The organism is Jiella sonneratiae (assembly GCF_017353515.1).
Taxonomy (GTDB): domain Bacteria; phylum Pseudomonadota; class Alphaproteobacteria; order Rhizobiales; family Rhizobiaceae; genus Jiella; species Jiella sonneratiae.
Genome location: NZ_JAFMPY010000018.1, coordinates 1 through 25,819 on the forward strand (window position 1 = coordinate 1; position 25,819 = coordinate 25,819).

General features: G+C 68.1%; 25 protein-coding genes and 1 tRNA gene. 6 read left to right on the forward strand and 20 right to left on the reverse strand.

What is annotated here, in order from left to right; translation table 11 throughout:
- Window positions 1-259, reverse strand: a 259-nt coding sequence (locus tag J1C47_RS15860) for a transposase family protein (RefSeq protein ID WP_207351764.1), incomplete at its 3' end; no start/stop codon positions are given.
- 175 nt (window positions 260-434) lie between these two features.
- Between J1C47_RS15860 and J1C47_RS15865 the strand changes: the two genes are divergently transcribed.
- Window positions 435-893 carry a GNAT family N-acetyltransferase gene (locus J1C47_RS15865; RefSeq protein WP_207351765.1) on the forward strand — a complete coding sequence of 153 codons (459 nt, stop codon included), beginning with the start codon at window positions 435-437 and terminating at the stop codon, window positions 891-893.
- A gap of 245 nt (window positions 894-1,138) precedes the next feature.
- On the opposite strand, the gene J1C47_RS15870 is transcribed toward J1C47_RS15865, so the two are convergent.
- The 11 genes from J1C47_RS15870 to lptC form a co-directional block, all read right to left on the reverse strand.
- A complete protein-coding gene (locus J1C47_RS15870) occupies window positions 1,139-2,671 on the reverse strand; it encodes a YifB family Mg chelatase-like AAA ATPase (RefSeq protein ID WP_207351766.1) in 1,533 nt (510 codons plus the stop codon).
- Window positions 2,672-3,074: 403 nt separating this feature from the next.
- A tRNA-Gln gene (locus J1C47_RS15875) sits at window positions 3,075-3,149 on the reverse strand.
- Between the two features lie 119 nt (window positions 3,150-3,268).
- The gene (tagH, locus tag J1C47_RS15880; RefSeq protein ID WP_207351767.1) at window positions 3,269-4,774 is read right to left on the reverse strand and encodes a type VI secretion system-associated FHA domain protein TagH; all 1,506 of its coding nucleotides are present in this window, start codon (window positions 4,772-4,774) and stop codon (window positions 3,269-3,271) included.
- A gap of 118 nt (window positions 4,775-4,892) precedes the next feature.
- Window positions 4,893-5,531 carry a DUF6931 family protein gene (locus J1C47_RS15885; protein ID WP_207351768.1) on the reverse strand — a complete coding sequence of 213 codons (639 nt, stop codon included), beginning with the start codon at window positions 5,529-5,531 and terminating at the stop codon, window positions 4,893-4,895.
- Complete coding sequence (locus J1C47_RS15890; protein WP_207351769.1) at window positions 5,528-7,330, reverse strand: type VI secretion system Vgr family protein; 1,803 nt, start codon at window positions 7,328-7,330, stop codon at window positions 5,528-5,530. The genes J1C47_RS15885 and J1C47_RS15890 overlap by 4 nt, the downstream gene beginning before the upstream one ends.
- A gap of 295 nt (window positions 7,331-7,625) precedes the next feature.
- On the reverse strand, window positions 7,626-8,090 hold the full coding sequence (ptsN, locus tag J1C47_RS15895) for a PTS IIA-like nitrogen regulatory protein PtsN (RefSeq protein WP_207351770.1): 465 nt from the start codon (window positions 8,088-8,090) through the stop codon (window positions 7,626-7,628).
- Window positions 8,091-8,149: 59 nt separating this feature from the next.
- On the reverse strand, window positions 8,150-8,719 hold the full coding sequence (gene hpf, locus J1C47_RS15900; RefSeq protein WP_207351771.1) for a ribosome hibernation-promoting factor, HPF/YfiA family: 570 nt from the start codon (window positions 8,717-8,719) through the stop codon (window positions 8,150-8,152).
- A 291-nt stretch (window positions 8,720-9,010) separates the two neighbouring features.
- Window positions 9,011-10,468, reverse strand: a complete 1,458-nt coding sequence (rpoN, locus tag J1C47_RS15905) for an RNA polymerase factor sigma-54 (protein WP_207351772.1) — start codon at window positions 10,466-10,468, stop codon at window positions 9,011-9,013.
- A 194-nt stretch (window positions 10,469-10,662) separates the two neighbouring features.
- Complete coding sequence (gene lptB / locus J1C47_RS15910) at window positions 10,663-11,433, reverse strand: LPS export ABC transporter ATP-binding protein (RefSeq protein ID WP_342592003.1); 771 nt, start codon at window positions 11,431-11,433, stop codon at window positions 10,663-10,665.
- 19 nt (window positions 11,434-11,452) lie between these two features.
- Window positions 11,453-12,067, reverse strand: coding sequence for a lipopolysaccharide transport periplasmic protein LptA (gene lptA / locus J1C47_RS15915; protein ID WP_207351774.1), 615 nt, complete (start codon window positions 12,065-12,067; stop codon window positions 11,453-11,455).
- 7 nt (window positions 12,068-12,074) lie between these two features.
- Window positions 12,075-12,779, reverse strand: coding sequence for an LPS export ABC transporter periplasmic protein LptC (gene lptC / locus J1C47_RS15920; protein ID WP_207351775.1), 705 nt, complete (start codon window positions 12,777-12,779; stop codon window positions 12,075-12,077).
- Window positions 12,780-13,071: 292 nt separating this feature from the next.
- On the opposite strand from lptC, the gene sppA reads away from it, so the two are divergent.
- The 4 genes from sppA to J1C47_RS15940 all read left to right on the forward strand — a co-directional run bounded on the left by sppA (window position 13,072) and on the right by J1C47_RS15940 (window position 16,283).
- On the forward strand, window positions 13,072-14,055 hold the full coding sequence (sppA, locus tag J1C47_RS15925; RefSeq protein WP_207351776.1) for a signal peptide peptidase SppA: 984 nt from the start codon (window positions 13,072-13,074) through the stop codon (window positions 14,053-14,055).
- 99 nt (window positions 14,056-14,154) lie between these two features.
- The gene (locus J1C47_RS15930) at window positions 14,155-14,436 is read left to right on the forward strand and encodes an integration host factor subunit beta (protein ID WP_207351777.1); all 282 of its coding nucleotides are present in this window, start codon (window positions 14,155-14,157) and stop codon (window positions 14,434-14,436) included.
- Window positions 14,437-14,592: 156 nt separating this feature from the next.
- The gene (locus J1C47_RS15935; protein WP_207351778.1) at window positions 14,593-14,970 is read left to right on the forward strand and encodes a LapA family protein; all 378 of its coding nucleotides are present in this window, start codon (window positions 14,593-14,595) and stop codon (window positions 14,968-14,970) included.
- A gap of 845 nt (window positions 14,971-15,815) precedes the next feature.
- Window positions 15,816-16,283 (forward strand): Hsp20 family protein, encoded by a 468-nt coding sequence (locus J1C47_RS15940; protein ID WP_207351779.1) that lies wholly within the window; start codon window positions 15,816-15,818, stop codon window positions 16,281-16,283.
- 126 nt (window positions 16,284-16,409) lie between these two features.
- On the opposite strand, the gene J1C47_RS15945 is transcribed toward J1C47_RS15940, so the two are convergent.
- From J1C47_RS15945 to mutM, 8 genes are all read right to left on the reverse strand, one after another.
- Window positions 16,410-17,183, reverse strand: coding sequence for a HesA/MoeB/ThiF family protein (locus tag J1C47_RS15945; protein WP_207351780.1), 774 nt, complete (start codon window positions 17,181-17,183; stop codon window positions 16,410-16,412).
- 3 nt (window positions 17,184-17,186) lie between these two features.
- On the reverse strand, window positions 17,187-18,311 hold the full coding sequence (gene recF / locus J1C47_RS15950; RefSeq protein ID WP_207351871.1) for a DNA replication/repair protein RecF: 1,125 nt from the start codon (window positions 18,309-18,311) through the stop codon (window positions 17,187-17,189).
- Between the two features lie 53 nt (window positions 18,312-18,364).
- Window positions 18,365-19,489, reverse strand: coding sequence for a DNA polymerase III subunit beta (gene dnaN, locus J1C47_RS15955; RefSeq protein ID WP_207351781.1), 1,125 nt, complete (start codon window positions 19,487-19,489; stop codon window positions 18,365-18,367).
- Window positions 19,490-19,758: 269 nt separating this feature from the next.
- Window positions 19,759-21,219, reverse strand: a complete 1,461-nt coding sequence (dnaA, locus tag J1C47_RS15960) for a chromosomal replication initiator protein DnaA (protein WP_245396614.1) — start codon at window positions 21,217-21,219, stop codon at window positions 19,759-19,761.
- Between the two features lie 95 nt (window positions 21,220-21,314).
- Window positions 21,315-21,749 (reverse strand): rhodanese-like domain-containing protein, encoded by a 435-nt coding sequence (locus J1C47_RS15965; RefSeq protein WP_207351782.1) that lies wholly within the window; start codon window positions 21,747-21,749, stop codon window positions 21,315-21,317.
- 631 nt (window positions 21,750-22,380) lie between these two features.
- A complete protein-coding gene (gene rpsT, locus J1C47_RS15970; protein WP_207351783.1) occupies window positions 22,381-22,650 on the reverse strand; it encodes a 30S ribosomal protein S20 in 270 nt (89 codons plus the stop codon).
- Between the two features lie 239 nt (window positions 22,651-22,889).
- On the reverse strand, window positions 22,890-23,663 hold the full coding sequence (locus J1C47_RS15975; protein WP_207351784.1) for an enoyl-CoA hydratase: 774 nt from the start codon (window positions 23,661-23,663) through the stop codon (window positions 22,890-22,892).
- 282 nt (window positions 23,664-23,945) lie between these two features.
- Window positions 23,946-24,839, reverse strand: a complete 894-nt coding sequence (gene mutM / locus J1C47_RS15980) for a bifunctional DNA-formamidopyrimidine glycosylase/DNA-(apurinic or apyrimidinic site) lyase (RefSeq protein ID WP_207351785.1) — start codon at window positions 24,837-24,839, stop codon at window positions 23,946-23,948.
- 182 nt (window positions 24,840-25,021) lie between these two features.
- Here mutM and ubiE point away from each other — a divergent pair, with 182 nt between their 5' ends.
- On the forward strand, window positions 25,022-25,801 hold the full coding sequence (gene ubiE, locus J1C47_RS15985; RefSeq protein WP_207351786.1) for a bifunctional demethylmenaquinone methyltransferase/2-methoxy-6-polyprenyl-1,4-benzoquinol methylase UbiE: 780 nt from the start codon (window positions 25,022-25,024) through the stop codon (window positions 25,799-25,801).
- The last annotated feature ends 18 nt before the right edge of the window (window positions 25,802-25,819 follow it).

Here is a 25,819-nt window from a genome sequence, read left to right on the forward strand (position 1 = left end):
TCGTCAGCCAGCGCTCGCCGGGCACGCCGTGCTCGTAAGGCAGGAAGCGGCGCAGGAACGGCAGATGCGCAGCGCCCCATGCGGCGATCGTTTCGTAGTCGTCGCAGTCGGCCATCGTCCCGCAGACAACAAGCAGCAGGACTTCGGGAAGCGGATGATAGAGCCGGCGCACATCGCGCGGGTCATCGATCTCGGCAAAATGCTTCAGCAAAACCCGAAGGCGGGACTTCGAACCCCAATCGTCGGCACAAGCGCTCATCGCGGCAGCTCCTGGAATCAACCGCCGCCACAGAATCAGCCTCCAAGCAATACGTCACCTGCTGTCATATGAGTTCGCAGCCCTGTCCAGTGAAGCGCGCCGGTTGAGCCGCTGCCGTCTGCCATGCGAGGATCGCTGGCCATGAACCGACCACACGTTTCATGGGAACAGCAGCATGGCCGAATTCACCGTCCGCCCGAACCAGCCCTTCGACCTCCTGCCCTTGCAGAGGCTGCTTGCCGACGAAGCCGATCTCGCACTCGTCAATCCGAGTGCGAAACACCCGTTCGATCCGCTGGAGTGGCAGGAGAAATGGCTGAGCGAGCCAGACGACGCCTCCTTCTATCTGGTCGACGCTGAGGGCCGCGACGTCGGGTTCTTCGCGCTTCGCGTCGGCATCGGACCGGAGGTGCGCCATCTCGTCTATGTCTTCGTCGAGGAAGCGGCCCGTGGCGGGGCGGGCAAGGAACTCGCGGCCCATGCCGAAGCCACTGCGAAAGCGCTCGGCGCGCTGTCGGTGACGCTCAAGGTCGAACTCGACAACGAGCCTGCGCTCGCAGTCTATCATTCGGCCGGCTATGAAGAACTCGGTCGCCGGAACGGCATGGCGACGATGCGGCTCGACCTGGACTGAGCCGTTGACCGGCGCATGCGAGCGGCCGGCATCGTTCTTCGCCGATCGTGACGGTGCCGGCAAGAAGCCGCCCGTTGCCCTCGTCAAGTCTTCCGTCACCTCCCTTCGTCGTGCCGCCGCGGCGAGGCGGGATGTGAGGACGCCCAGCCTCGCGTTGAAATCCAAAGCCATCCGGCCCGCGATTGCTGCGGCGGTTGGCCCAAGCCGGCCGGTCGGCGCGTCTCTGCCGGTTGGTACGCGGGTGTTCATGCGGCGGTTGCCAGCCGTTCGCCGGCCAGCCTGTAGGATATCGCCTCGGCGAGATGGACACGTTGGACGCTCGTTGCGGCGTCGAGATCGGCGAGCGTCCGGGCGACCTTGAGGATGCGGTGGTAGGCACGGGCGGAAAATTTCAGCTTCTCCGCGGCCTCCTGCAGCAGCCGGCTCCCAGGCGCGTCGACCATCGCGATTTCCTCGACGAGGCTCGCCGAACAATGCGCATTGAGCGTTTCGGCCGGCAGGCCCAATGCCGAGAAGCGCTCGGCCTGACGCTTGCGCGCCGCGACGACCCGGGCGAGGACTTCCTCGGAGGTTTCGGCCGGCGCCGGCCGGATGAGATCCGTCGCCGTCACGGCCGGAACCTCGACGCGCAGATCGATGCGATCGACCAGCGGCCCGGAGATCCGGCCCTGATAGTCCGCGGCGCAGCGGGGCCCCCGCGCGCAGCGATGGCCGGGCTCGCCGGCCATGCCGCAGCGGCAGGGGTTCATCGCCGCGATCAGCTGGAACTTCGCCGGATAGGTCACCCGATGGTTGGCGCGCGCGATCACGCTCTCGCCGCCCTCCAGCGGCTGGCGCAGGGAATCGAGGACGACGGGCGAAAACTCCGGCAGTTCGTCGAGGAACAGGACGCCGCGATGGGCGAGCGAGACCTCGCCGGGCCTGGCCCGGAGGCCGCCTCCCACCATCGCAGCCATCGAGGCAGAATGGTGCGGGCTGCGGAACGGCCGTCGGTCCGACAGCTTGCCGCCGCTGAGTTCGCCGGCGATCGACGCAATCATCGATACTTCGAGGAGTTCGCGGGGGGCGAGCGGCGGCAGGATCGAAGGCAGGCGCTGGGCGAGCATCGACTTGCCGGAGCCGGGCGGGCCGACCATCAGGAGATTGTGGCCGCCTGCCGCGGCGATCTCCAGCGCCCGCTTGGCGATGATCTGCCCTTTGATCTCGGCGAGATCGGGCAGATTCGCCGGGGCGGCGCGGATGACCGGCTCGGGCCGCGCGATCACCTGCGTGCCGCGAAAATGATTGGCGATCTGGATCAGGCTGCGGGCCGCGACGATCGGCATCTCCGCGCTCGCCCAGGCCGCTTCGGGACCGCATTCGGCCGGACAGATCAATCCCATATCGAGGGCGTTGGCACGCATGGCCGCCGGCAGGACGCCGGCGACCGGGGTGATCATGCCGTCGAGCGACAACTCCCCGAGCACGCAGTAGCCGGCAAGCATGTCGGACGGCACGGCGCCCAGCGCCACCATCAGCCCGAGAGCGATCGGCAGATCGTAGTGGCTCCCCTCCTTGGGCAGGTCAGCCGGGGCGAGATTGACCGTCACCTTCTTCGGCGGCATCGACAGGCCGGAAGCGTGGAGCGCCGCCTGGACGCGTTCGCGGCTCTCCGCAACCGCCTTGTCCGGCAGGCCGACGATCTGGATGCCGACCTTGCCCGGGGCGACCATGACCTGCACGTCGACCGCCACGGCCTCGATGCCCTGAAAGGCGACGGTCTTGACGCGGGACACCATCGGCCATCCTCCCCGTCGGGTCGCCTCACGGCGCCCTGAAGTTGTTTTCCGATCTGCTGCATCCCATCACATCCGCGAGCATAAAACAAGAACTGAAAAGGAACAAAATGTGGTTGCGGTGAGGCGGGCGGTGTGGCAGCATGTGGGCATGAAAGGATTTGATCGGTTCTGCAGTAGGGGCTGCGCGCCGCCGTTCATGCGGGTCCCCGAAGTGCAAGAGGCCGGGATGGAATGTCCTCCCGAGCTTTTCGACCGGCGTGTGACAAGGCGATCCCCACCGACCGGTGGCCCCTGTTTCGATGGACGAGGGGCGGGCGTTCGGTGGTTTTGCGTACGAGCCAGGCGGCAGAATGGCGTCTTGGCGGAAGCGGATCGATCGGAATTTCGACGGCTCAGGCGGAGGTGGCTGGGGCGGCAGGATTCGAACCTGCGAATGACGGTACCAAAAACCGTTGCCTTACCGCTTGGCCACGCCCCAATAAGCGCCTGTCGCGGGCCGGTTACATACCGGCTCGCCGCCGCAGGTGCAATGCATGTTCGACGGTTCGCGCCCGCCGCGCCCCTGCCGCCGGTGGGCGCGTGGCCGGCGCCCCCGCGTCAGCCGCCGCGCGACCGGCTGGTTTCGTCGTAGATCTCGCGGAAATACTGCAGGAACACGTCGAGCATGCCGTGCTCGAACGGCTCGGTCTTGGCATCCCAGCGGGTGACGAAGAGATCCCAGGCCTGGGCCTTCTTCGCGAAGGGCATGACGGCGGCCGGCGTGCGCGCGAGGATCGATTCCGGCGAGAGGTCGTCGATCAGCCGCTTCAGAGCTTTCTGCATGGCCGCGAAGGTCACGAGTTCGTGGCGCGCGAGGTCATCGAAAGCCTCCTCGAAGCTCCTGGCCGCCGACAGATAGCCCGGGCCGTCGGCGCCGAGCATCTTGGCGAGTGCCGCCTCCGCCGTCGGGGAGAATTTCAGCGCGTTGTTGCCGACCGCCTCGATCGTCGTGCGGTCGGCGCTGCGGGTTAGCGTCTTCGCCTTCGCCCGCATCCGCAGCAAGTCGCCCACCCCGCCGGCGACGAGGGCGAGCAGCGCGCCGATCTCGCGGGCGGCTTCCTCCTGCGGCCTGTTCGTCAGCACCGCGGGGTCGAGACCGGCGGCCTCGGCGATCAAGGCGAGGAGACGCCGGTCGGACGCGGCATCCGGCGCGCCGGGTAACGGGTAGGGCGCCGGCGCAAATCCCGATCCCGCCCCAGGTCCAGATCCCGGTCCTTTCGCCGACCCCGGTACGGAGCGGGACGCCGGCATGCCGATTCCGAACGGATCGTCCTCCCGAACAGGGACCGCCTCGTCCCGGCCGACGTCGGCCCCGCGGAGGCCGGCCCCGAGTATGCCGGCCCCGAGTAGACCGGGCGGTGCATCGTCGGTTGCGGCCGCTCCGCCCGGTTCGAAGGGGCGGCTCCTATGCTCGGCGCGCCCCGGCTCGTCCGGTATCTTGCCTTCGCCCAAGTCGCCGGGATCGTCGGACCAGGCCGCGGCCCCTGCCGGTTCCGGCCACCGGCCGCCGCCGAGATCGAAGCCGACGGGCTCACGCTCGAAGGGCGGCGGGTCCGGCCGGGGCGGCGGCGCAAGATCGACGGGCGGCGCGACCGGGCCGTCGATTTCCCAGGGGTTGGCGTCGGCCTCGCCGCCGCGGCCCGCGAGCGGGTCGCGCGCCCCGCCGCTGCCGTCGTTTCGCAAGACCTCGCGCGCCGGCTCGCCCGACCCGATGTCCCAGCCGTGATCTCCAAGGTCCCGGGCGCCGGCCCCGCTGATCGCGACGGCGACGAGATAGTGGCCGATCCGCAGCCGGTCGCCGGTCTCCAGCCGCCGCGGCCCGGAGATCCTCTCCTCCGAGCCGTTGAGGAAGGTGCCGTTTGTCGAATGGTCGACGAGGGTGAAGCCGCCCGCCTCGCAGCGGATCTCGCAGTGGCGGCTGGAGACGAAGAGGTCGGGGTCGGGCAGGAGGAAGTCGCGCGGCGGCTCGCGGCCGATCTCGAAGGACCGGCCGACGGCGGAAAAGCGCGTCGGCCCGCCGCTCGCCAGCGTGTCGAAATTCTCGATCAGGAGGTCGATGCGCATGGGCGGCTCCGGCTGCAGGCTCTCGTTCAAACGCGGGTCCCGGCAAGGGACGGGGCGGGGTTCCGTCGCGCCGCCGTTGTGCGGCGATCGATCGTCCGCGCCGAATCCGGACCCGTCTTCAGATCCCTTGTCCCGCCGCGAGGGCGGCGGCGATGCGTCGTGCCTGGCTCAAAAATTCGGCGAGGGTCGCGGCGCGCTCGCCGGGCGAAACCTCGGCGAGCAGGCCGAGAATGCCGGCATTGACGGCGCGCGGCGTTGCGAAGGCGGGCGGCGCGACCGGTGGCAGGTCGGGCGGCGAGAGGCTGCCGGCGCTCCAGCCGAGGCCGAGCGCGATCCAGACCGGCGGCGTGCGGGGCCGCGCCGGCCCGGCGATCGCCAGCGCTTCGCGCCGCAGGTCGTCGCGGGCGGCGCCCTCGGCCGGACTTTTCAGCCACTCGGCGACGAGCGCGACGAGGAGTGCGTCGCGCGGCGCCTGCGGCGCCGGCCTTGCGAGGAGGCATCGATGCGCCCAGAGGATTGCCGCCGGCCAGGGCAGGAGATAGGCGCAGAAGGTCACGGCCTCCTCCGGCGTCGCGGAGGCGGCGAGCTTTGCCAGGAACTGCGGGCAGGTTTCGCCGGCGGGGCGGGCGAGCATGTCCTCGCCGATCTCCGGCAGGGCGAAAAAGACGTCTGCGGCGAAAGCGGGGAGGGCGGCGCCTTGCGGCGGTGCCGCCGCGGCCCCCGGCGAAGACTGTGCGATGCCGGTCCCCTCGCTCATGTGTTGATCTTCACCAGCGCGCCCTTGATGTCCATGGTGACGCCGGCGGCGTGCTCGGAGGTCATGCCCGCCTGCGAGGTGAATTCCTGCGCGGCGCGAATGGCGACGCTGGGAGACTGGATGGTCACCGAGCCGGCGTCGATGACGATCGAACTCGCGCCGACCCTCAGCGTGATGCGGCGGCCGGCCGTCACGGTGAGGTCGCGCCCGACGGTCAGCCCGTCGTCGCGGCCGATCGAGACCGTGCGGTCGTTGAGGACGTCGCGGCGCTCGTCGTGCAGCACCTTCGCCTCGAGGTCGCGCTGCGCATGCAGCCGGACCAGCTCGTCGCCCTTGCTGTCGTCGAGCGCCAGCTCGTTGTAGCCGCCGCCGCCCGTCGTCGAGTTGGACTTCCACCCCGCGACGGTCTTTTCGTCCGCGAGCGGGTAGGGAGGGCGGTTGTCGCCGTTGTAGAGGCAGCCGGTCACCACCGGCCGGTCCGGATCGCCGTCGAGGAAGTCGACGATCACCTCCATGCCGACGCGCGGGATGAAGATGCCGCCGAAGCCGGCGCCGGCCCAGACCTGGCTGACCCGGCAGCGCATCGACTGGTCGCCCTCGCGGTCCCAGTGGAAGCGCACGAGGATGCGGCCGTGTTCGTCGCAGTCGATCTCGCCGTCGCCGACGACCCTCGCCGTCTGCGGCCCCGGAGCCCGCGGACGCGGCGTCGTCGCCGGCGGCAGAAAGGGAATCTCGGCGGCAAGCAGGGTGCAGACGCCTTCGTAGGAATCCTCGTCGCCGGCGGCGCCGCTGACGTAATCTTCGGCGCGGTAGTGATGGCTGGCCGAGAGTGTCAGATATTCCCGGTTCATCTCGCCCGAGGGATGTTTGGCGAGGGTCACGAGATGGCCGGGCGAAAGGCTCATGCAGTCGCCCTCCGCATTCATCTGGCGGTCGAGACCGCGCACCGCCTCGATGCGCGTGCGCGCCAGTTCCTCACCCTCGCCGCGCTCGACGTAGCGGCCGGGAAAGCGGTAGACCTCGAGGTCGCCATGGGCGAAGTCGGTGTCGCCGCGCCGCTCGGCGGTAAGGTCGGCCCCGGGCTTCTTGAAATCATAATCGTTGAGGGTCGTGCGGCCCTGGGTGAAACGCCGGCCGGCGACGATGCGCGAAAAATGCTCCTCGTCGCGCCGGTACTGGCGGTCGAGGGGATAGTAGTTGCGCACGGCGCCCGGCACGGTCTCGTAGCCGGCGATGCCGTCGACCATGACCAGCGTGTGTTCGCCGCGGCCATGTCTGAAATAATAGGCGATGCCGTGGGCCTCCATCAGCCGGCGGCAGAAATCGAGATCGCTCTCCTCGCACTGAACGGTGTATTCGAGCGTCGGGTAGGCGCGGGTCAGCCGGCGCTCGAACCGCGCCAGGCCGCCATGGGCCGCGAAAATCTTCGCGACGATGTCGGGCGCCGTCATCTCGTGGAAGATCAGCCGGTTGACCCGGTGACCGAGGAGCTCGAACCAGGGCCGGAGGGTGAGCTGGTAGCGATAGGCGCCTTCCTCGGCGCCGAGCCATTCGGCCGCCGTCAAGAGGCCGTCGAAGAAGCGGACGCCGTTCCGGATGGTGTTGAGGCGCACGCTGCAGTGCTCGCCGATGGCGGCGGCAAAATCGAGATGCGGCCGCTTCGACAGGGCGTCGACGCGCAGGTCGAAATTCTCGCTGATCGCCTCGGATCCGGTCATCCTGTGCAGGACGAGCACGTCCTTGCCGAAGGGCGTCGTCAATTCGCCGATCCGCGTTCCCTGCAGCAGCGATCCGCTCATCGAAGCCGGCCATCCCCATGTTTCGTCCCGCGGACCGGCAGCACGCTCCGCGCCGCCGCCGCAGCGGCGACGTCCGCGGGCGGGCGCCGACGATCCGACCGGGGCAACCTAGCAAAGATGGAGGGAAAACAACAACCCTGTGTTATAAATAGGTCAGACTGAACGCCTGGGGCGAGGGCCGGCCGGACGCCAGCCGCCACCCGATAACCGGCAGCTGAGGCGCAAAAAGACGGGTCGAGGAGCTGCCCGGCTGATCGTTAGCGGGGGGCCGACAGGCAGCGGGAGGGCTCGGGGGCTACGCCGCGTTCTGGGCCATGGCGTTGGTCATCAGCGCGTAGATCGCGCCGCCGTCGCGTGTCGCGCGGATCTCGTCGACGATGTTGCGGTTGCGCAGCAGCCGGGCGACCTTGGAGAGCGCCTTGAGATGTTCGGCGCCCGAGCCCTGGGGCGCGAGCAGCAGGAAGACGATGTCGACCGGCTGGTCGTCGAGGGCGTCGAACTCGACCGGCCGGCTCAGCCGGGCGAAAAGGCCGACGATGCGGTCGAGATCGGCGAGCTTGCCGTGCGGGATGGCGATGCCGTTGCCGACGCCGGTCGACCCGAGCTTTTCCCGCCCGAGGATCGTCTCGAAGATCTCCCGCTCGGATAGGCCGGTCAGCTCCGCCGCCCTGCCGGCCAGTTCCTGCAGCACCTGCTTCTTCGAATTCGCTTTGAGATCGGGCAGGATTGCGCCGGGGTCAATCAGCGTATTGACTTCCATCGAAGGCCAGCCTTCTCACTTCAGGCACATCATCCTACCGGACGCAGCTTATCGCGTCGTTACGATTCCTGCGAGTAGTTCGAAGGATCGACCCAGCCGTAATTGCCGTCCGCGCGGCGGAAGACGATGTTGAGGTCGCCGGAATTGGCGTTCCGGAACAGGACGAAGGGGCTGTCCTGGCGATCGAGCTCCATCACCGCGCCCGCCACCGACAGCGTGCCGACCTTGAGCGTCGTCTCGGCGATGATCGCCGGCGCGTAGTCGGAGGGGACCTCGTCGGCCTCTTCCGGGATCGCCGCCATGATCGAATAGGCCATCTCGCGGTGGCCGCCGTTCTGATGATCCTTCAGGCGGCGCTTGTAGCGGCGCAGCCGCTTCTCGATCCGCTCCGCCGCGTCGAAGAAGCTCGCCTCCGGATCATGCGCCTGGCCGGCCGCCTGGAAGACGACGCCGGTGTCGAGATGCACGGTGCAGTCGGTGGCGAAGCGGCTGCCTTCCCTGGAGACGACCACCGTCCCCGAGAAGTTGCCGTCGAAATATTTGTCGATCGCTTCGCCCAGTCGTTCCTCGATCCGCACGCGGAAGGCTTCGCCGACATCCATGTGCTTTCCCGACACGCGCAAGGCCATTCGACTTCTCCTGTTCGTCCACCGGGCTTCGGCCACCCGGCCTGTTGTCGCCCACGAGGCTCAGCCGCCGCGTCGCGGCCGGCCGAAACCGGTGCGGCGCGCCCGGCGCGCCGGCGAAAGGACGCGTCGCGGAGGTGGGGCCTTCTAGAAACGTCCCTCGGGCCTGTCAACGCGAGCGTCCGAAACCAAGGATCTAGATATGGGCGCGCCGGGTGCAATGGAAGCGGAGCGCGGCATCGGCGCCACGGTGGCGCCACCCGCCGGCGGCGCCGTGCCGGCGCGCGCCGACCGTCAGCTGGCGAGCTGGCGGGCATTCATCTCCCGACGCCGCTGGATCGAAGAGGCGATGCCGAGCGCCTCGCGATATTTCGCCACGGTGCGCCGTGCGAGGTCGACGCCTTCCTTCTTCAGGACCGCGGCGATGTCGTCGTCGGACATGACGTTGCCGACCGCCTCGGCATCGATGAGCCGCCTGATCCGGTGCTTGACGCTCTCGGCCGAATGGGGGTCGCCGCCGTTGGCCGAGGCGATCGCCACGGTGAAGAAGAAGCGCATCTCGAAGGTGCCGCGCGGCGTCGCGATGTATTTGCGCGAGGTGACGCGGCTGACCGTCGATTCGTGCATGCCGATCGCCTCGGCGACCGACATCAGCGTCATCGGCCTGAGGCCGCCGACGCCACGGGTGAGAAATCCGTCCTGGCGGCGGACGATCTCCGTCGCGACCTTGAGGACGGTCTTGGCCCGCTGGTCGAGCGAGCGCACCAGCCAGTTGGCGGATTGCTGGCATTCGGACAGGAAGGCGCTGTCCTCGTCGCGCATCGCGCCGTTGCGGATCGCCGTGAGATAGCTGTTGTCGACGATCACCCGCGGCAGCGCGTCGGGGTTGAGTTCGACGTGCCAGCTGCCGTCCGCGGCTTCGCGGACGAAGACGTCGGGCACGATGGCCTCGCTGCCGTCGTGGTCGAAGGCGTGGCCGGGCTTGGGATCGAGGCCGCGGATCTCGGAAAGGATGTCGAGCAGGCCGGCTTCGTCCTCACCGGTGAGACGGCGCAGGCTGGAGAAGTCGCGCCGCGCCAGGAGGTCGAGATTGTCGAGGACCACGGCGATGACCGGGTCGTAGCGGTTCTGGCGCCTCAGCTGGATCGCCAGGCATTCGGCGAGGTCGCGGGCGAACAGGCCGGCGGGGGTCGCCTCTTCCTGCAGCCGGACGATCGCCGTGCCGACGCGCCGCTCGCACTCGTCGAGGCTCGCCGCGACAGCCGCCGCGTCGGTGCGAAGGTAGCCGCTTTCGTCGAGATGCTCGACCAGCGCCTCGCCGATTCGCCGCAATGTCGCCTCGCCGAGGATCTCGGCAACTTCCTTCGAGGCGTGGGCGTGCAGCGAGATCTGCCGATCGGCGAGATCCTCGATGCGGAACCCGCCGTCCTCTGAGGACGAGCGGTCGCTTCCCCGCCGCGGCGACGGGCCGGAAGCCGACGGGCCGGAGCCGGCCGCGCCGGGACGCTGTTCGGGCCGCGGTGCCGGGCCGTCGCCGCTGGCCGCCTGCGACGGGCGCAGGGCGGAAACGGCGGATGGCGCGCCGTCCGGACCGCCCTCCTGGGCGAGGAGCGGATTGCGCTCCAACTGGCTGTCGACGAAGGCCTGCAGCTCGGTATTGCTGTATTGCAAGAGACGGATCGACTGCAGCAGCTGGGGCGTCATGACCAGCGACTGCGACTGCCGGATCTGCAACTTTGCGGAAAGTGCCATATACGCCGATCGAACTCGCTGTTGACCCAGCGTGAGATGGCGTCATGCCATGGTCACGCGACGACGGCGGTAGCCTTGGGAAAGCGGCGCGTCGTCCCCCTCCCGTGCCCGCGGAGCCCCATCAAAGCGGGTCGGGCGAGGGGTTGTCAATCGCGGATGTGACGGTCGGTTACCGGCACCGGAGCGCGGCGTCCTCAGAAGCTGAACTGCTCGCCGAGATAGAGGCGGCGGACGTCGCGGTTGTCGACGATGGCCTGCGGCGTGCCGTGGGTGAGCACCGAGCCGGCATGCATGATGTAGGCCCGGTCGATGAGGCCGAGCGTCTCGCGGACGTTGTGATCGGTGATCAGAACGCCGATGCCGCGGGCCGTCAGATGACGCACCAGCCCCTGGATGTCGGCGACGGCGATCGGGTCGACGCCGGCGAAGGGCTCGTCGAGCAGCATGAAGGTCGGCTTCGAGGCGAGCGCCCGGGCGATCTCGCAGCGCCGTCTTTCGCCGCCGGAGAGCGAGGTCGAGGGCTGTTTGCGCAGGTGCGAGATGTGGAATTCTTCGAGCAGCTCGTCGAGCTCGGCCTCCCGCGCCTTGCGGTCGGGCTGTGCCACCTCGAGCACGGCCCGGATGTTGTCCTCCACCGACAGGCCGCGGAAGATCGAGGCCTCCTGCGGCAGATAGCCGATGCCGAGCCGCGCGCGCCGGTACATCGGCACCTTGGTGATGTCGTGGCCGTCGAGCCCGATGCGGCCGGAATCGACCGGCACGAGGCCGGTGATCATGTAGAAGCAGGTCGTCTTGCCGGCGCCGTTCGGGCCGAGCAGGCCGACGGCTTCGCCGCGGCGCACGACCAGGCCGACGTCGTCGACGACGCGCCGCCCGCGATAGGTCTTGGTCAGACCCGCCGCGACCAGCGTGCCGTCGAACTTGCCGGCGGACGTCGCGGCATCGGGCTGCGAGCGAACGTTCACGCCATCGACCTTTCCTGCGCTATTGTCCGCCACCGTTCTGGCCGGGGGTCAGCATCAGGCGCACGCGGCCGCCGCCCGAGCCCTTGCCGCAGCTCTGGCTTTCCAGCCTCGCGACGCCGGTGTCCATGCGGATCGTCAGGCGGCAGCCCTCGGCGACGTTCTCGCCCTGCGTGAGCACAACGTTGCCGGTCAGGGTGACGAGGTTCTGGGCCATGTCGAAGGACGCCTGATTGGCGGTCGCGACCTGATCCGAGGACTTGACGTAGACGTTGTTGGTCGCCTCGAGCCGGTCGATCTGGCTGGAGCCGCCCGGCAGCGAGCCCGGCGCCGAGGCCTGCGTGGCGGCATCCTTCTGGCCGCCGTTCTTCTTCTTGTAATAGACGGTGAGCTTGCCGGAGCTGAGCTGCACGACGCCCTGCTTCACCGAGACGTTGCCGGTGAAGGTCGCGACGTTGTTGCGGTCGTCGACGTCGAGCTGGTTCGATTCGATGGCGATCGGCTGGTCGCCGCGCAGCTGCAGGCCGCCGAAATTCTGGACCGGCGCGCCGCCGCCGCTCTGCGCCGAGGCGACGCCCGCGAGTGCCAGCTGGAGACCGATGACGAGACAGATTACGCTTGAAGCCTGAGAGCTCATGCTCTTGTCACTCTTTCGACTGGAAGGCGGAAGCCTCGCTCTTCAGGGAGGCGGGGTTGATCAGCATCTTCACCCGGCCGCCGAACGTCAGAAGCTTGCCGCTGTCGGCGACCTTCAGGCTCTGGGACTGGATGGTCTGGGTACCGGACTTGATCACCACCGGTCCATTGGCGTTCATCGTGCCGGAGGACAGGTCGATGTCGGCGCCGGCGAGCCGTGCCGAGATGCCGTTCGTCGTCACCACCGAGATGCCCTTGTTGAGCTGCAGCGTCCCGGCCGTGGCGTCGTAGTAGCCGGATTCGGCGCGGATCTCGGCGGTGGCGTCGTCGCTGATCGGCACCTTGGCCTGGATCGTGTCGAGGGTGATGCCGCCCCCGTCGAGCGACTGCACGGCGCGCGTCGCGATCAGCTGATACGGGCGGTTCTTGCTGTCGACGCCGGACATGCGCGGATCCTGCATGACGACGCTGCCGTCGTCGATCGACGCGCCGGTCACCGAGACGTTGTCGGTCACGCTGCGGGCGAGCCAGATCAGGCCGAGGCCGCCGAGGAGGATCACCGCGGCGAGGACCGGCAGGCCGATCTTCAGCGCGCGAACCAGACGGGAATGCCGCGCCGCGCGGGCAAACTCGGCCTGGCGGGCAGGCGAGTTCGCTGCCGGGCGCGAACCGCCCAGCCCGCGCGGTTCGATTTCAACCGTCTGTAATGACAAGGAGACCTCTCTCAGGAGTTGGACTCGCCTGGCAGGCAGAACCGTCTTTTCGAGCTGTTCCAAAACCCGGAGGCGGCGCCTTGTAGCATCAACGCTGGCTTTATGCGACAGTCAATAACGCCGGTACGGCAATCGCCGAATTGGCAGGCGTCGCGTGATGGCAGTCGCGCGCGAGCGACCGCAGATTATCTCCGAACCGTTTCCCGGTCGTTGCCGGCGCCGCCACATTCGACTTCACACCTGCTCCGGATTTCGCTAGGCGACCTGTCGAGGTCTTAGGACGGAGCGCGCGATGGTCAATGTGGCAGCCGAACTGATCGATCGCCGCCGGCTGCGGCGCAGGTTGAGTTTCTGGCGCATCGCCGCAATCCTGATCGGCGTCGCGGCGCTCGTCGCGATTCCGCTGGTCGGCGGATATTCGGGCGGCTTCGACGAGGAGTCGAGCGACCAGATCGCCCGGGTCTCGATCGAGGGCATGATCCTCAAAAACCAGAAGTTTCTCGATCTCCTGAAGTCGCTGAAGGACGACGACCACGTCAAGGCCGTGGTGCTGCGGATCGATTCCCCCGGCGGGACGACGGCGGGCGGGGAATCGATCTACGAGGCGGTGCGGGCGATCGCCGAGAAGAAGCCGGTCGCCGCCGAGGTCGGCACGCTCGCCGCCTCGGCGGGCTACATGATCGCCGCCGGTTCCGACCACATCGTCGCGCGGCGCACGTCGATCGTCGGATCGATCGGCGTCATCTTCCAGTATGTGAACGCCGAGAAGCTGCTCGACACGGTCGGCGTCGAGGTCAACGCCATCAAGTCGTCGCCGCTCAAGGCCGAACCGTCGCCTTTCGGGCCGGCGCCGGCCGAGGCCGAGGAGATGGTCCGCCGCCTCGTCATGGACACCTATCAATGGTTCGTCTCGCTGGTCGCGGAGCGCCGCAAGATCCCGCTCGGACAGGCCCGCAAGCTCTCCGACGGATCGATCTTCACCGGGAACCAGGGGCTGCAGCTGAAGCTCGTCGACGAGATCGGCGGCGAGGAGGCGGTGCGGCGGTGGCTCGAGAAGGACCGCAAGGTGGCAACCGGCCTGAAATTCGTCGATCGCGAGCCCGAGGATGCGTCCGGCTTCTCCATCTTCGCCTCCGCGCGCTCGCTGGCCTATGGTCTCGCCGGGCTCGACGCCCGGGCGCCGAACGTCGAGGCGGCGCTGTTGATGAAGGCCGGCCGTCTTGACGGGCTCGTATCGCTCTGGCAGCCTTTCAGTAGTCGGACAAGTGTTCAGTGAAGCATCAGAAATGTCTATGATTTTTATCGGTTTGCCGCGGCGCCGGGGCTTTGCCCCGGCATGCGTCGTCCGCGGCGGTCCGCACAAGGGATAAGATGCATGATCAAGTCCGAACTCGTCCAGGCGATCGCCAATCGCAATCCGCATCTCTACCAGCGGGACGTCGAGACCATCGTCAACGCCATCTTCGACGAGATCACCGAGGCGCTGTGCGATTCCAACCGGGTCGAGTTGCGCGGCTTCGGGGCCTTCTCGGTGAAGAACCGGCCGCCGCGTTCCGGCCGCAACCCGCGGACCGGGGAGGCGGTGTCGGTCGACGAGAAGTGGGTGCCGTTCTTCAAGGCCGGCAAGGAACTGCGCGAGCGCCTGAACCGCAAGTAGTCGCCGCCGGCCGGCGGTCCGGCGTCACGGCTGCCGGGGCGCGGTTCGTCTGCCGCAACCTCGGCGGGCGCCTGGAATGCGTTGACGCCGCGCCCGCATCTGCCATCTTATGGTCCGACCGATGTCGCACGTCGCGACGAGCCTGGACAAAATGACATGATCGCCAAAATCGCCGCCGCCATCATCCTCGTGCCGATCGCCATCGTCCTCGTCGTGTTCATGGTGGTCAATCGCGGCGACGTCGCCCTCAGTCTCGATCCGTTCGGCAGCATTCCGCAGCTGACCTTCCAGGTGTCGCTGTCGATCCTGATGATCACTGCGGTCATCCTGGGTGTCGTCCTCGGCGGAATCGGAACCTTCCTCACCCAGGCCCACCATCGCCGCACCTCATACAAGCGCAGGCACGAGATCGAGGCGATGCGGCGCGAGGCCGACAAGAAGGACGAGCGGATCCGCATGCTGGAGGAAGACCGGGCGGCGGCGACGACGGCTACGAACAGCCGGGCCCTTGTGCCGGCGGCCCGCGCCGCCTGATTGCCCTGGGCACCGGCGGCGCCGCGTCCGCCGAGGGCACTTCCGGACGCGTGCGGCCCGGCGCCCCGCATGCCGGTCAGCGCACAGCTTCATGTGGCCGCCCAGTGCGCATGAGACGCGCGGCCATCACTTTTCCTGAACGAGCCGGCGGACCCTGCCGCCAAGTCGGCGAATTACGCCGTGGCGTATTGGGGATACGGCTCGACTTCACGATCCTCGCTGAAAGAAAAAGACCGGGAGCCCCGTCTTAAGACTCCCGGTCGAGCGGCCACAGTGGAAGGGACGGGACACTGCGACCGTTTGACTGCCACCTTTCGCAACATCGAAGACGGGTCGGTGGCGGAGTTGCCGGCGCTCGCCTCTTTCGAGATCCGCGCCTCTCCATGGGCGCCCTTATCGCAGGGTGCATCTGAACGGCGCCGGAAAAGCGCGTTCATCTGGCATTCAGGCAGATCGCCGGACCCAGGATGTCGGAGGGCGGGGTATCGGGATGTCGGGATCTCGGGAAGTCGAGCCGATTGCGGGGCTTGGGGACGGATGCCGACAACCTTTGGGCACGCGGCGCCCCGCCGGGCCGGACGCCGCAGACCCGCATTCAGCATGGCGACGGGACGTCGGCCCTCACTGCCGGCGCGGCTCACGAACGGGTGCCGTCAGTCTCCGTCCCCGAAAGACCGGCTTCGGCAATTTTTTTGCTTGGCCGGTGCCTGGGCGGTCTTGAACGGCGGAACGCCAGCAACCAAATCGCCAGTGCGGCCGCTGCAAAGGGCCGCGCGACCGAAGCAACGCCAGACGGGTTGCTTGATCGGTCATAGGCGAAACTGTTGCTTCAGATGGAGAACATCATGCGTCACGTCGACTTTGCCCCCCTCTACCGCTCGACCGTCGGCTTCGACCGGCTCTTCTCGATGCTCGACACCTTGTCCCAGCCGGACAACGGCCAGACCTATCCGCCCTACAACATCGAGCGCACCGGCGAGAACGCCTACCGCATCACCATGGCGGTCGCCGGCTTCGACGAATCGGAACTCTCGATCGAATCGCGCGAGAACACGCTGACCGTGAAGGGCGAGAAGGCCGAGAAGGAAGAAGGCCCGAGCGAGACCCTGTATCGCGGTATCGCCGGGCGCGCCTTCGAGCGCCGCTTCCAGCTTGCCGAGCATGTCGAGGTCAAGGGCGCGAGCCTCAAGAACGGCCTGCTGCACATCGATCTCGTCCGGGTCATTCCCGAGGCGATGAAGCCCCGCAAGATCGCCATCGCGACGGCGGCCGGCAACGCCAACGAAAAGCAGATCGAGGCTTCGGCCGCGTAAGGCCGGCCGGCTGGATCGCCGCGCGTCCCGTTCGACGCGCCTTGGACGCTCCGGCTCTTCGATCGCCAGCATGGGCACGGCGCCCCCGGAGCAATCCGGGGGCGTCTGCATGTCGGGATGGGCGGTTCAGCCGGATTTCGGCCGGCGGTAGCGGATCGTCTCGAAACGCATCGCGAGAAGGTCGATCATCAGCAGCCGGCCGATCAGCGGATCGCCGATGCCGCAGATCAGCTTGATCGCCTCGTTGGCGGCGAGCGTGCCGAGCACCCCCGTGGTGGTGCCGAGAATGCCCGCCTCCGCGCAGCTCGGCACGACGCCGGGGGGAGGGGCCTCGGGAAAGAGGTCGCGATAGCGCGCATGCGCCCGTCCCTCGGCATCGCGGCGATGCGGCGCGAGCACGGTGAGCGAGCCCGAGAACCGCTGCACCGCGGCGGTGACGAGCGGGATCCGCGCGGCCTCGCAGAGATCCGCCATGAGATAGCGGGTGGAAAAATTGTCCGACCCGTCGATGGCGAGGTCGTAGCCCCCGACGATCGCCGGGCCGTTCTCGGCGTCGATGCGCAGGCGATGCGGCGTGAACGCGACATGCGGATTGATCGCCGCGACGCGCGCGGCGGCGCTGTCGAGCTTTGGCCGGCCGATGTCGGCGGTTTCGTGGATCACCTGCCGCTGAAGATTCGACAGCGACACCGTGTCGTCGTCGGCGACGCCGATTTGCCCGACGCCCGCGGCGGCGAGATAGAGCGCGACCGGCGAGCCGATGCCGCCGGCCCCGACGACGAGCACCCTGGCGCGCTTCAGCGCCTGCTGGCCGGGGCCGCCCACCTCCGGCAGCACGATGTGCCGGGCATAGCGGGCGATCTCGTCGGGCCCGAGGCTGTCGTCGTCGGTCGTCGTCATCGGTCACGTCCCCGTCGGTCTGCCCACCGCGATCATGTCGGCGCGCCCGGAAAGCGCCGAAAACAGCGACGCGTCGGTGCCGGTCATGAAGGCCTGCACGCCGAGCGAGCCGACGAGATCGAAGAGCGCCTCGCGCCGGCCGGGGTCGAGATGGGCGGCGACCTCGTCGAGCAGCATGATCGGCCGGAAGCCGGACATCTGGGCGACGAGCTGCGCATGGGCAAGGACGAGGCCGATCAGCAGCGCCTTCTGCTCGCCCGTCGAGGCGAGGGCGGCCGGCATGTCCTTGGCGGCGAAGAACACCGAGAGATCGGCCCGGTGCGGGCCTTCGCGGGTCCTTCCGGCGGCGCGGTCGGCGAAGCGGGCGCGCTTCAGCTCGCGGCGCGCGGCTTCCTCGGCGTCGAGGGAGGGACCCGAGAGGTCGATGTCGCCGTAACCGGAGGCAAGCTGCAGCCGCGCGACGGGGAAGGGGCTGGCGCCGGCGGCGGTGTCGATCTTCGCCGCGAGCATCGCGACGAGCCCGGCCCGGGCCACCGCCATGGCGATGCCGAGTTCGGCCATCTGCGCCTCGATGCCGGACAGCCAGACGTCGTCGAGGCGATCGTCGGAGAGCAGCCGGTTGCGTGAGCGCATGGCGCGCTCGTAGTCGCTGGCCCGCCGCCCGTGGCCGGGGTCGACGGCGAGCACCATGCGGTCGAGGAAGCGGCGCCGGTCGCTCCCCGGGCCGGTGAAGAGGCCGTCCATCGCCGGCGTCAGCCAGAGGACGCGGCACATGTCGAGCAGCTCGTCGACGGATTTCACCGCCGTCTCGTCGATCCTGATGCTGCGGCCCGCCGGCGCGTCGGCCGCCGGCAGGAGACGCGATTCGATCCGGCTCGCCGTCTGGTTCGAGACGATCCCCGCCCGCACGAAGAACCCGCCGCTGCCGCCCTGGCGCGCCATCTCCCCATAGGTCGAACGGCGCAGCCCGCGACCGGGGGAAAGCAGCGACAGGGCTTCCAGGAGGTTGGTCTTGCCGATGCCGTTGTCGCCGTGAAGGACAACGAAGCCGCTGCCGAACCGAAGGTCGAGGGTCTCGTAGTTGCGGAAGTCGCCGAGGCGCAGCGTTTCGACCCGCGTCGCCGGCAGGGCAGTCTCGGGCGGAAGCGGCGCGTCCAATGCGGTCCTTGCCGAAAAGCCCGTCACACCCGCATCGGCATCAGGACGTAGAGCGTCGTCTCGTCGCCGCCGTCGCGGATGAGGGTCGGCGAGCCGGGGTCGGCGAGCTTGAACACGGCGTTCTCGCCGGAAAGCTGGCTGGTGATGTCGAGCAGGTAGCGGGCGTTGAAGCCGATCTCGATGTCGTCGGCGCCGTAGTCGACGGCGAGTTCCTCGGTCGCGGTGCCGCTGTCGGGGGAATTCACCGTCAGGACCAGCTGGTCCGGCGAAAGCGACAGCTTCACCGCCCGGCCGCGCTCGGAGGAGATCGTCGAGACGCGGTCGACGGCTGCCGAGAAGGTCTGGCGGTCGAGCGTCAGCTCCTTGTCGTTGTTCTGCGGGATGACCCGCTGGTAGTCCGGGAAGGTGCCGTCGATCAGCTTGGAGGTCATCACCACCTCGCCGATGGTGAAGCGGATCTTGGAATCGGAGAGCTCGATCGTGACGCTGTCGTCCTCGCCGCTGTCGCCGAGGAGCTTCTGCACCTCGCCGACCGTCTTGCGCGGGACGATGATGCCAGGCATGCCCTCGGAGCCGGAGGGCGCCTTGACCTCGGCGCGCGCCAGCCGGTGGCCGTCGGTCGCCACCGCCCGCAGCGAGAGGTCGCCGTCGGCCTCGACGGTGTGGAGGTAGATGCCGTTCAGATAGTAGCGGGTCTCCTCGGTGGAGATCGCGAACTGGGTGCGCTCGATCAGCCGGAGCAGTTCGGACGCCTTCAACGAGAAGCGATGGCTGAGGCTGCCGGCGGTGATGTCGGGGAAATCGGCTTCCGGCAGGCACTGCAGCCGGAAATTCGAGCGGCCGGAGGAGATCGTCATCTGCGTCCCCTCGCCGTTCGTCTGCAGCTTCACCTCCGAGCCGTCGGGCAGCTTGCGGACTATGTCGTAGAGGAGATGGGCGGGCACCGTCGTCGCGCCGGCCTCCTCGCCCATCGCCGGGACGTTCTCGGTGATCTCGATGTCGAGGTCGGTCGCCTTCAGCCGCATGCCGGCGTCCTCGGTGCGCACCAGGACGTTCGAGAGAATCGGGATCGTGTTGCGCCGTTCGACCACGCGGTGGACGTGCGACAGCGACTTCAGAAGGTTCGAACGCTCGATGATGATACGCATGGGTCTGCCGTTCCATTCGGTCCCGGCGCTCGGCCGAGCAACGTCGGGACCAAGGTTCTTAGAGGCTCGAGCGACGTGCGTCCACACGGGCGCACCGAGGTCGCTCCAGCAATTTTGCATCGACGCATCGTCTCTCCGGCAATCGGAACCGATTTTCGGAGAGAGGCGGGAGGCGTCGGGGTGAAAAGACCGACGCCGCCCGCCGATGCCCTGAGAGAAGCACCGCACGGGCAGCTTTTCAACAGCCGGTCGTCAGGGAAGCGCGAAGCCTATTCCTCGATCATCCGCCGGATGAGGTCGAGCTCGTTGGAGAAGGTCTCGTCGCGCGAGCGTTCGCCCTCGATCTTGCGCACCGCGTGCAGCACCGTCGTGTGGTCGCGGCCGCCGAAGCGACGGCCGATCTCCGGCAGGGAGCGCGGCGTCATGGTCTTGGCGAGATACATGGCGATCTGGCGCGGCCGGACGATCGTCTTGGTGCGGCGCGAGGAGAGAAGATCGGTCCGCGTCACGTTGTAGTGACGCGAGACGAACTTCAGGATGTCCTCGATCCGGATCTTGCGTTCGACATTGGCCCGCGTCAGCTGGTTCAACAGGTCGTCGAGATGCTCCGCCGACAGGGGCTGGCCGAGCGAATGGCGGAAGGCGATCTGGTTGAAGGCGCCTTCGAGGTCGCGGCCGGAGCCGACCACCCGCCTGGCGATGGTGTCGATCATGTGGTCCGGCATCGCGAAGGTCGCGTCTTCCATCCGCATCGCGCCGGCGCGGCTTTCGAGGATCGCCTTGCGCATAGGATAGTCCGGCACGCCGATTTCCAGCGTGATGCCGTTGGAGAGGCGCGAGCGCACCCGCGGGTCGAGCGATTCGAGGTCCGCCGCCGGCCGGTCGGCGGCACAGATCACCTGCTTGGCCGAATCGATCAGGGCGTTGAGGAGGTGGCAGAATTCCTGCTGGATCGACTTGCCCTGCAGGAACTGGGTGTCGTCGATGATCAGGATGTCGATGCCCCGCAGCGTCTCCTTGAGGTCGAGGGCGCGGTTGTCGCGGATCGCCGCAGCAAAGCGCCACATGAAGTACTCCGCCGTCAGATAGACGACGCGCGGACGGTCGGCGCGCCGCACGGCGGCATTGGCGATCGCCTGGAGCAGGTGGGTCTTGCCGAGACCCACTGCGGCGTGGACGAAGAGCGGGTTGAACCGCACCGAGCCAGGGCCGCTCTCGGCGACCGACTTCGCCGCGGCCAGCGCGACGCGATTCGAGGCACCCTCGACGAAGCTGTCGAAGACGTAGCGCGGGTCGAGGGGCGAGCCGAATTCCGGCGACCCGGACACCGTCAGCGGCGTCTCCGCGGCATCGGCGACGTCCGGCACCGCCTTCTCGGCCAGCCGGGCTTCGGCGGCGACGAGCGGCGCGGCGCTCTCGGCCCGGCCGCCGATGCGGCTCGAGCGGATGGTGACGCCGCCGCCGCGCACGGCGGAACGAACCGCGATGTCGACGCGCAGCGTGCCGGGCAGCTCCGCGGCGAAGATCTCGGTGAGCAGCTCCTGATAGTGCGACTGGATCCAGCTCCGCAGGAAGGCGGTCGGCACGGACACCTGGCACACCCCCTTGCCGAGGGTGTCCAGCTTCATGCGCTGGAACCAGCTCATATAGATGTCCTGGCCGAGCTGGGCCTTGAGCCGCGTCTTCACGCGCTCGATCAGTTCGGCCCGTTCGCCCTCGCCCACCGTCATGTCCACCCCGTCGATTCCACTTTTCGCTCCGGCGGCCGGCGCCGCGCCCGCCGCCTTCGACCGCACCGTGCCCGTTGCCGCCGGGCCGGTCCGATTCATCTCTGGGACCATGGGAGCCCCTCCGCCTTCCAGCCGGACCTCGTGCCGCGATGGCCGTCGGCGTCCGGTCCGCCCTCGAAGCCGTCGAGGACGTTGAAGCAGTGCTCGAAGCCGGCGGCCGTCAGCGCCCGCGCCGCAGCGACCGAGCGGGCGCCGGACCGGCAGAGGAGATAGACGCGGCGCTGGCGATCCTCGGGCTGGTCGGCGACGGCGGCCGTGACCCGTTGCACGAACTGCGGATCGACGGACATCGACGGAAAGGACTGCCATTCCGCCAGAACCGGCGCTCGCCCGAGCGAGGACAGATCAGGGATGCCCACATAGGTCCATTCTGCCGTCGTCCGCACGTCGACGAGGACCGCGGCCGGGTCGTCGGAAAGTGCCGTCCAGCATTCCTGGACGGTCACGTCTCCCTCATAGCCTTGCGCCATTGCACCTTCCCGTCAGTCAATAAAACAGAAGTATTCGGCCGGCAGCAATTCGTGCTGGCCGAATTCCGTCGCGAATTTTATGATTGAAGTTGCGAAGCTAGAAGACGGCGCCGACGAAATTGGTCCGCGGACGCATCTCAGCTCTGCTGGAAGCTTGGGATAAGTCCGCCTGTCCTCGCACTTCGTCGCTCTCCACTCTTGCCACGCCGGGAAGTTACGCAACCCGGTGGGGCGGGGCAAGCCGACTCAAGGCGATTCCGGTCGCAGAGGGTGCCGCTTGTTGCCGCGTCGCCAGCAGTTGTACCGCAGGGCAGCGACGTAACCCCTTGTGGGTCGCGGCTTTGCGTGTCGAGGGGCTCTCGCCGATATCGCCGCGAGAATAAATTTTGCAGAATTTATGACAGCCCACTTGACTCAAAGGCTTGCCAAAAATTGGTTAGCCGGCAATGGCTGCCAATTCAGTGACCTCTCGCAAAGTCTTGTTCGGAAAGGATTTTTTCGGTCGGTTTCATTTGCGGCAGAGATTGCGCGGCAATCTGACGCCGTTGCCGGACGAATCGTCGGCGCCGTCGCCAAGAATCAAAAAGCCCGGCGGCGAGCCGGGCTTTGCGGGTCGGCGGAAGGACCGAAATCAGGCTTCGCCGATCGCCTTGACGCGATGCGAGAGGCGCGAAATCTTCCGGGACACGGTGTTGCGGTGGAACACCCCCTTGGAGGCCGCCCGGCGCATCTCCGGCTCGGCGATCCGGAATGCCGCGACCGCGGCGTCCTTGTCGCCGGCGGCGATCGCCTCTTCGACCTTGCGCAGGAAGGTCCGCACGCGCGAGCGGCGGGCACCGTTGATGGCCGTCCGGCGAGCGATCTTGCGCGTCGCCTTCTTGGCCGAGGGAGTGTTGGCCATTGTCGTCTCTCTTTCCTGATCGGACCTTGCAGCGCCGGCGCCTCACGGGGAACGCAGCGGCACGAAACAACGCGGCGGCGCCCGAAAGACACCGCCAAGTGGCGCGTCTTATAAGAACAGGGTGGGCCGGCGTCAACAGAGCAACGTGAAGACGGCGCCGCCGGCGCCGGGAGGGGATCTGCGGGCCGGGTCTTCCGGGTCGCGGACCTCTGCCCGGGTGGCTCGGACGCCGGGCGTCCTCAGCGGTTCTTGAACTGCGGCGCCCGCTTTTGGACGAAGGCGTCCATGCCCTCGCTCTGGTCCTCCGTCGCGAACAGCGAGTGGAAGACCCGCCGCTCGAACCGCAGCCCTTCCGACAGCGGCACCTCGAAGGCGCGGTTGACCGCTTCCTTGGCGAGCATGACGGCCGGAAGCGAGAAGTTGGCGATCTTGTCGGCGGTGCGCAGCGCTTCCTCGACGAGGTCCGTCGCCGGCACGATCCGTGACACCAGCCCGCAGCGCTCGGCCTCCTGAACGTCCATCAGCCTGCCGGTGAGACACAGATCCATCGTCTTCGCCTTGCCGATGGAGCGGGCGAGCCGCTGGGTGCCGCCCATGCCGGGGATGACGCCGAGGGTGATCTCCGGCTGGCCGAATTTGGCATTCTCCGCGGCGATCACGATGTCGCACATCAGCGCCACCTCGCAGCCGCCGCCGAGAGCATAGCCGGCGACCGCGGCGACGGTCGGCTTGCGGAATTCGCCGAGCCCTTCCCATTCGGCCCAGAGGTCGACGGTGAGGGCCTCGGCGAAGTCCATGTCGTGCATGTCCTTGATGTCCGCGCCGGCGGCGAAGGCCTTTTCGGAGCCGGTCAGCACCACGGCGCCGATCTTGGCGTCAGCCTGGAAGCCCTGCAGCGCCTGGACGACCTCGCGCATCATCTGCTGGCTGAGGGCGTTCATCGCCTTCGGGCGGTTGAAGGTGATGAGGCCGACCCGACCGCGGGTCTCGACCTTGATTGTCTCGTAGCTCATGGCGCTTCCCCGGACCGGCAGGCAGGCGTCGAACGATAAGCCGACGCGGGCTGGCCTCATGCTTGGACGATCGGGGCGGCGATGGCAATACGACCGATCCCGGGCATTTCGGCGCGGTTCGGACGGTCCGATTCCGGGATCGGCTGCCTTGCCGTCGCAGTGTTCCTTCGTTCGATGCAACGCCCGGCGCCGCGGCCGGAACGGACGCCGTTCCGATCGATAGGGGGGTACGCGAACGTCGCCGCCATCCTGCCCTGTCTCCCAGTCTCTCTTCTCGAGGCGCTAGCGCTGGCAGACCGGGCAGAAGAAGGTCGAGCGGCCGGACTGGACGATGCGGCTGACGACACCGCGGCAGGTGCTGCGCGGGCAGGGCTCGTCCTCCCGGCCGTAGACGGCGAAGGAATGCTGGAAATAGCCGAGCGAGCCGTCGGCCTGGCGATAGTCCCGCAGCGAGGAGCCGCCCGCCGCGATCGCGTCGGCGATCGTCTCGCGGACATGCACGGCGAGCTCGTCGAGGCGCCGCGTCGGACGGCCGTCGGCCTTCACCAGCGTCCCGGCGGCACGGCGGGGGGAGAGCCTCGCCCGCCAGAGGGCCTCGCAGACATAGATGTTGCCGAGTCCCGCGATCACCCGCTGGTCGAGGAGCACCGCCTTCAGCGGCGCGGCGCGATCCCTGAAGAAGGGCGCCAGCGCTGTGCCGGACAGGGCGTTGCCGGTCGGTTCGATGCCGAGGCCGCGAAAATGCGGATGGGCGTCGAGATCGGCGCGCTCGATCAGGCTCATATAGCCGAAGCGGCGGGGGTCGTTGAAGATCACCGCGGCCGGGCCGCCGGCCTGAACGCTGAGCTCGAAGCGCACGTGATCGTGCAGCCGGGCGGTCGAACGGGCATGGACGAAGGCACCGGGAAGGCGCGATTCCTCCGGAGCTTCGATCCGGAACGAGCCCGACATGCCGAGGTGCATGGCAAGCACGCTGCCGCCTTCGAGATCGGCGACGAGGTATTTGGCGCGGCGGCCGAGCGATTCGATCCGGCGCCCGGCGAGACGGTCGGCAAAGCTTTCCGGCAGGGGGAAGCGCAGGTCCGGCCGGCTGGCGACGACCCGCTCGATGCGCGCCCCCGCCATGACGGGCTCGAGCCCGCGCCGCACGGTCTCGACCTCTGGTAATTCCGGCATCTGCGCTTAAGTCCTCTGCTCGGTGGTCGGCCGTCTTCCTGCGCCTCTTGGCGCTGCGGGGCAAAGCCGATAGGGCCATCTCGAGGCCGCTTTCCGAAGCTCCGCCGAACGGTCGGAGCCATGGTCTGGCCGTTCTGCAATATCCGCATCGGGCCGGTGCGTTGCAATGTAAGGTGCTTGTCATGTCGCAGTCGCGGGTCACCGGAGCCGAAGCCATGGAGACCGCCTATGGCTTTTCGACCGTCGGCGGCGGCAGCGAGAAGCAGGAGCGGGTGAACGCCGTCTTCCACCGCGTCGCCGAGCGCTACGACCTGATGAACGATCTGATGTCGGGTGGGCTGCACCGCGCCTGGAAGGCGGCGATGGTCGCCTGGCTGAGCCCGCCGCATCGACCCGAATACCGCTTCCTCGACGTCGCAGGCGGCACCGGCGACGTCGCCTTCCGGATCGTCGAGGCGACGCGCCGCCGGGCGAAAGGCACGGTCCTCGACATCAACGCCTCGATGCTGGCGGTCGGGGCGGAGCGGGCGATCAAGCGCCGGCTCGGCGACAATCTCGACTTCGTCGAAGGCAATGCCGAGGACCTGCCGCTGCCCGACAACCATTTCGACGCCTATACGATCGCCTTCGGCATCAGGAACGTGCCGAGGATCGGCGTCGCGCTGGCGGAAGCCTATCGGGTGCTGAAGCCCGGCGGACGGTTTCTCTGCCTGGAATTTTCCGAGGTCGACATGCCGCTGCTCGACAAGGTCTACGACGCCTGGTCGTTCCGGGCGATTCCCCGGATCGGCGAGATGGTGGCGCGGGACCGGGAGTCTTATGAGTATCTCGTCGAATCGATCCGGCGCTTTCCGAGCCAGGCGAATTTCGCCGCCACCATCCGGGAGGCGGGATTCGAGCGCGTGGACTACCGCAACCTCTCCGGCGGGATCGCCGCCATCCACTCCGGCTGGAAGCTCTAGCCGGGCCGGGTCAAGAAA

Coding starts and splice junctions, on each gene's coding strand:
- lptA (WP_207351774.1), bottom strand. CDS start 12,067: ATGAGCTCTCAGGCTTCAAGCGTAATCTGTCTCGTCATCGGTCTCCAG.
- ubiE (WP_207351786.1), top strand. CDS start 25,022: ATGTCGCAGTCGCGGGTCACCGGAGCCGAAGCCATGGAGACCGCCTAT.
- dnaA (WP_245396614.1), bottom strand. CDS start 21,219: ATGACGGTGGGCGAGGGCGAACGGGCCGAACTGATCGAGCGCGTGAAG.
- hpf (WP_207351771.1), bottom strand. CDS start 8,719: ATGGCCTTGCGCGTGTCGGGAAAGCACATGGATGTCGGCGAAGCCTTC.
- J1C47_RS15865 (WP_207351765.1), top strand. CDS start 435: ATGGCCGAATTCACCGTCCGCCCGAACCAGCCCTTCGACCTCCTGCCC.
- J1C47_RS15975 (WP_207351784.1), bottom strand. CDS start 23,663: ATGAGCTACGAGACAATCAAGGTCGAGACCCGCGGTCGGGTCGGCCTC.
- J1C47_RS15940 (WP_207351779.1), top strand. CDS start 15,816: ATGCGTCACGTCGACTTTGCCCCCCTCTACCGCTCGACCGTCGGCTTC.
- J1C47_RS15965 (WP_207351782.1), bottom strand. CDS start 21,749: ATGGCGCAAGGCTATGAGGGAGACGTGACCGTCCAGGAATGCTGGACG.
- sppA (WP_207351776.1), top strand. CDS start 13,072: ATGGTCAATGTGGCAGCCGAACTGATCGATCGCCGCCGGCTGCGGCGC.
- J1C47_RS15870 (WP_207351766.1), bottom strand. CDS start 2,671: ATGGTGTCCCGCGTCAAGACCGTCGCCTTTCAGGGCATCGAGGCCGTG.
- J1C47_RS15930 (WP_207351777.1), top strand. CDS start 14,155: ATGATCAAGTCCGAACTCGTCCAGGCGATCGCCAATCGCAATCCGCAT.
- mutM (WP_207351785.1), bottom strand. CDS start 24,839: ATGCCGGAATTACCAGAGGTCGAGACCGTGCGGCGCGGGCTCGAGCCC.
- dnaN (WP_207351781.1), bottom strand. CDS start 19,489: ATGCGTATCATCATCGAGCGTTCGAACCTTCTGAAGTCGCTGTCGCAC.
- J1C47_RS15945 (WP_207351780.1), bottom strand. CDS start 17,183: ATGACGACGACCGACGACGACAGCCTCGGGCCCGACGAGATCGCCCGC.
- ptsN (WP_207351770.1), bottom strand. CDS start 8,090: ATGGAAGTCAATACGCTGATTGACCCCGGCGCAATCCTGCCCGATCTC.
- rpoN (WP_207351772.1), bottom strand. CDS start 10,468: ATGGCACTTTCCGCAAAGTTGCAGATCCGGCAGTCGCAGTCGCTGGTC.
- J1C47_RS15890 (WP_207351769.1), bottom strand. CDS start 7,330: ATGAGCGGATCGCTGCTGCAGGGAACGCGGATCGGCGAATTGACGACG.
- tagH (WP_207351767.1), bottom strand. CDS start 4,774: ATGCGCATCGACCTCCTGATCGAGAATTTCGACACGCTGGCGAGCGGC.
- J1C47_RS15935 (WP_207351778.1), top strand. CDS start 14,593: ATGATCGCCAAAATCGCCGCCGCCATCATCCTCGTGCCGATCGCCATC.
- J1C47_RS15885 (WP_207351768.1), bottom strand. CDS start 5,531: ATGAGCGAGGGGACCGGCATCGCACAGTCTTCGCCGGGGGCCGCGGCG.
- rpsT (WP_207351783.1), bottom strand. CDS start 22,650: ATGGCCAACACTCCCTCGGCCAAGAAGGCGACGCGCAAGATCGCTCGC.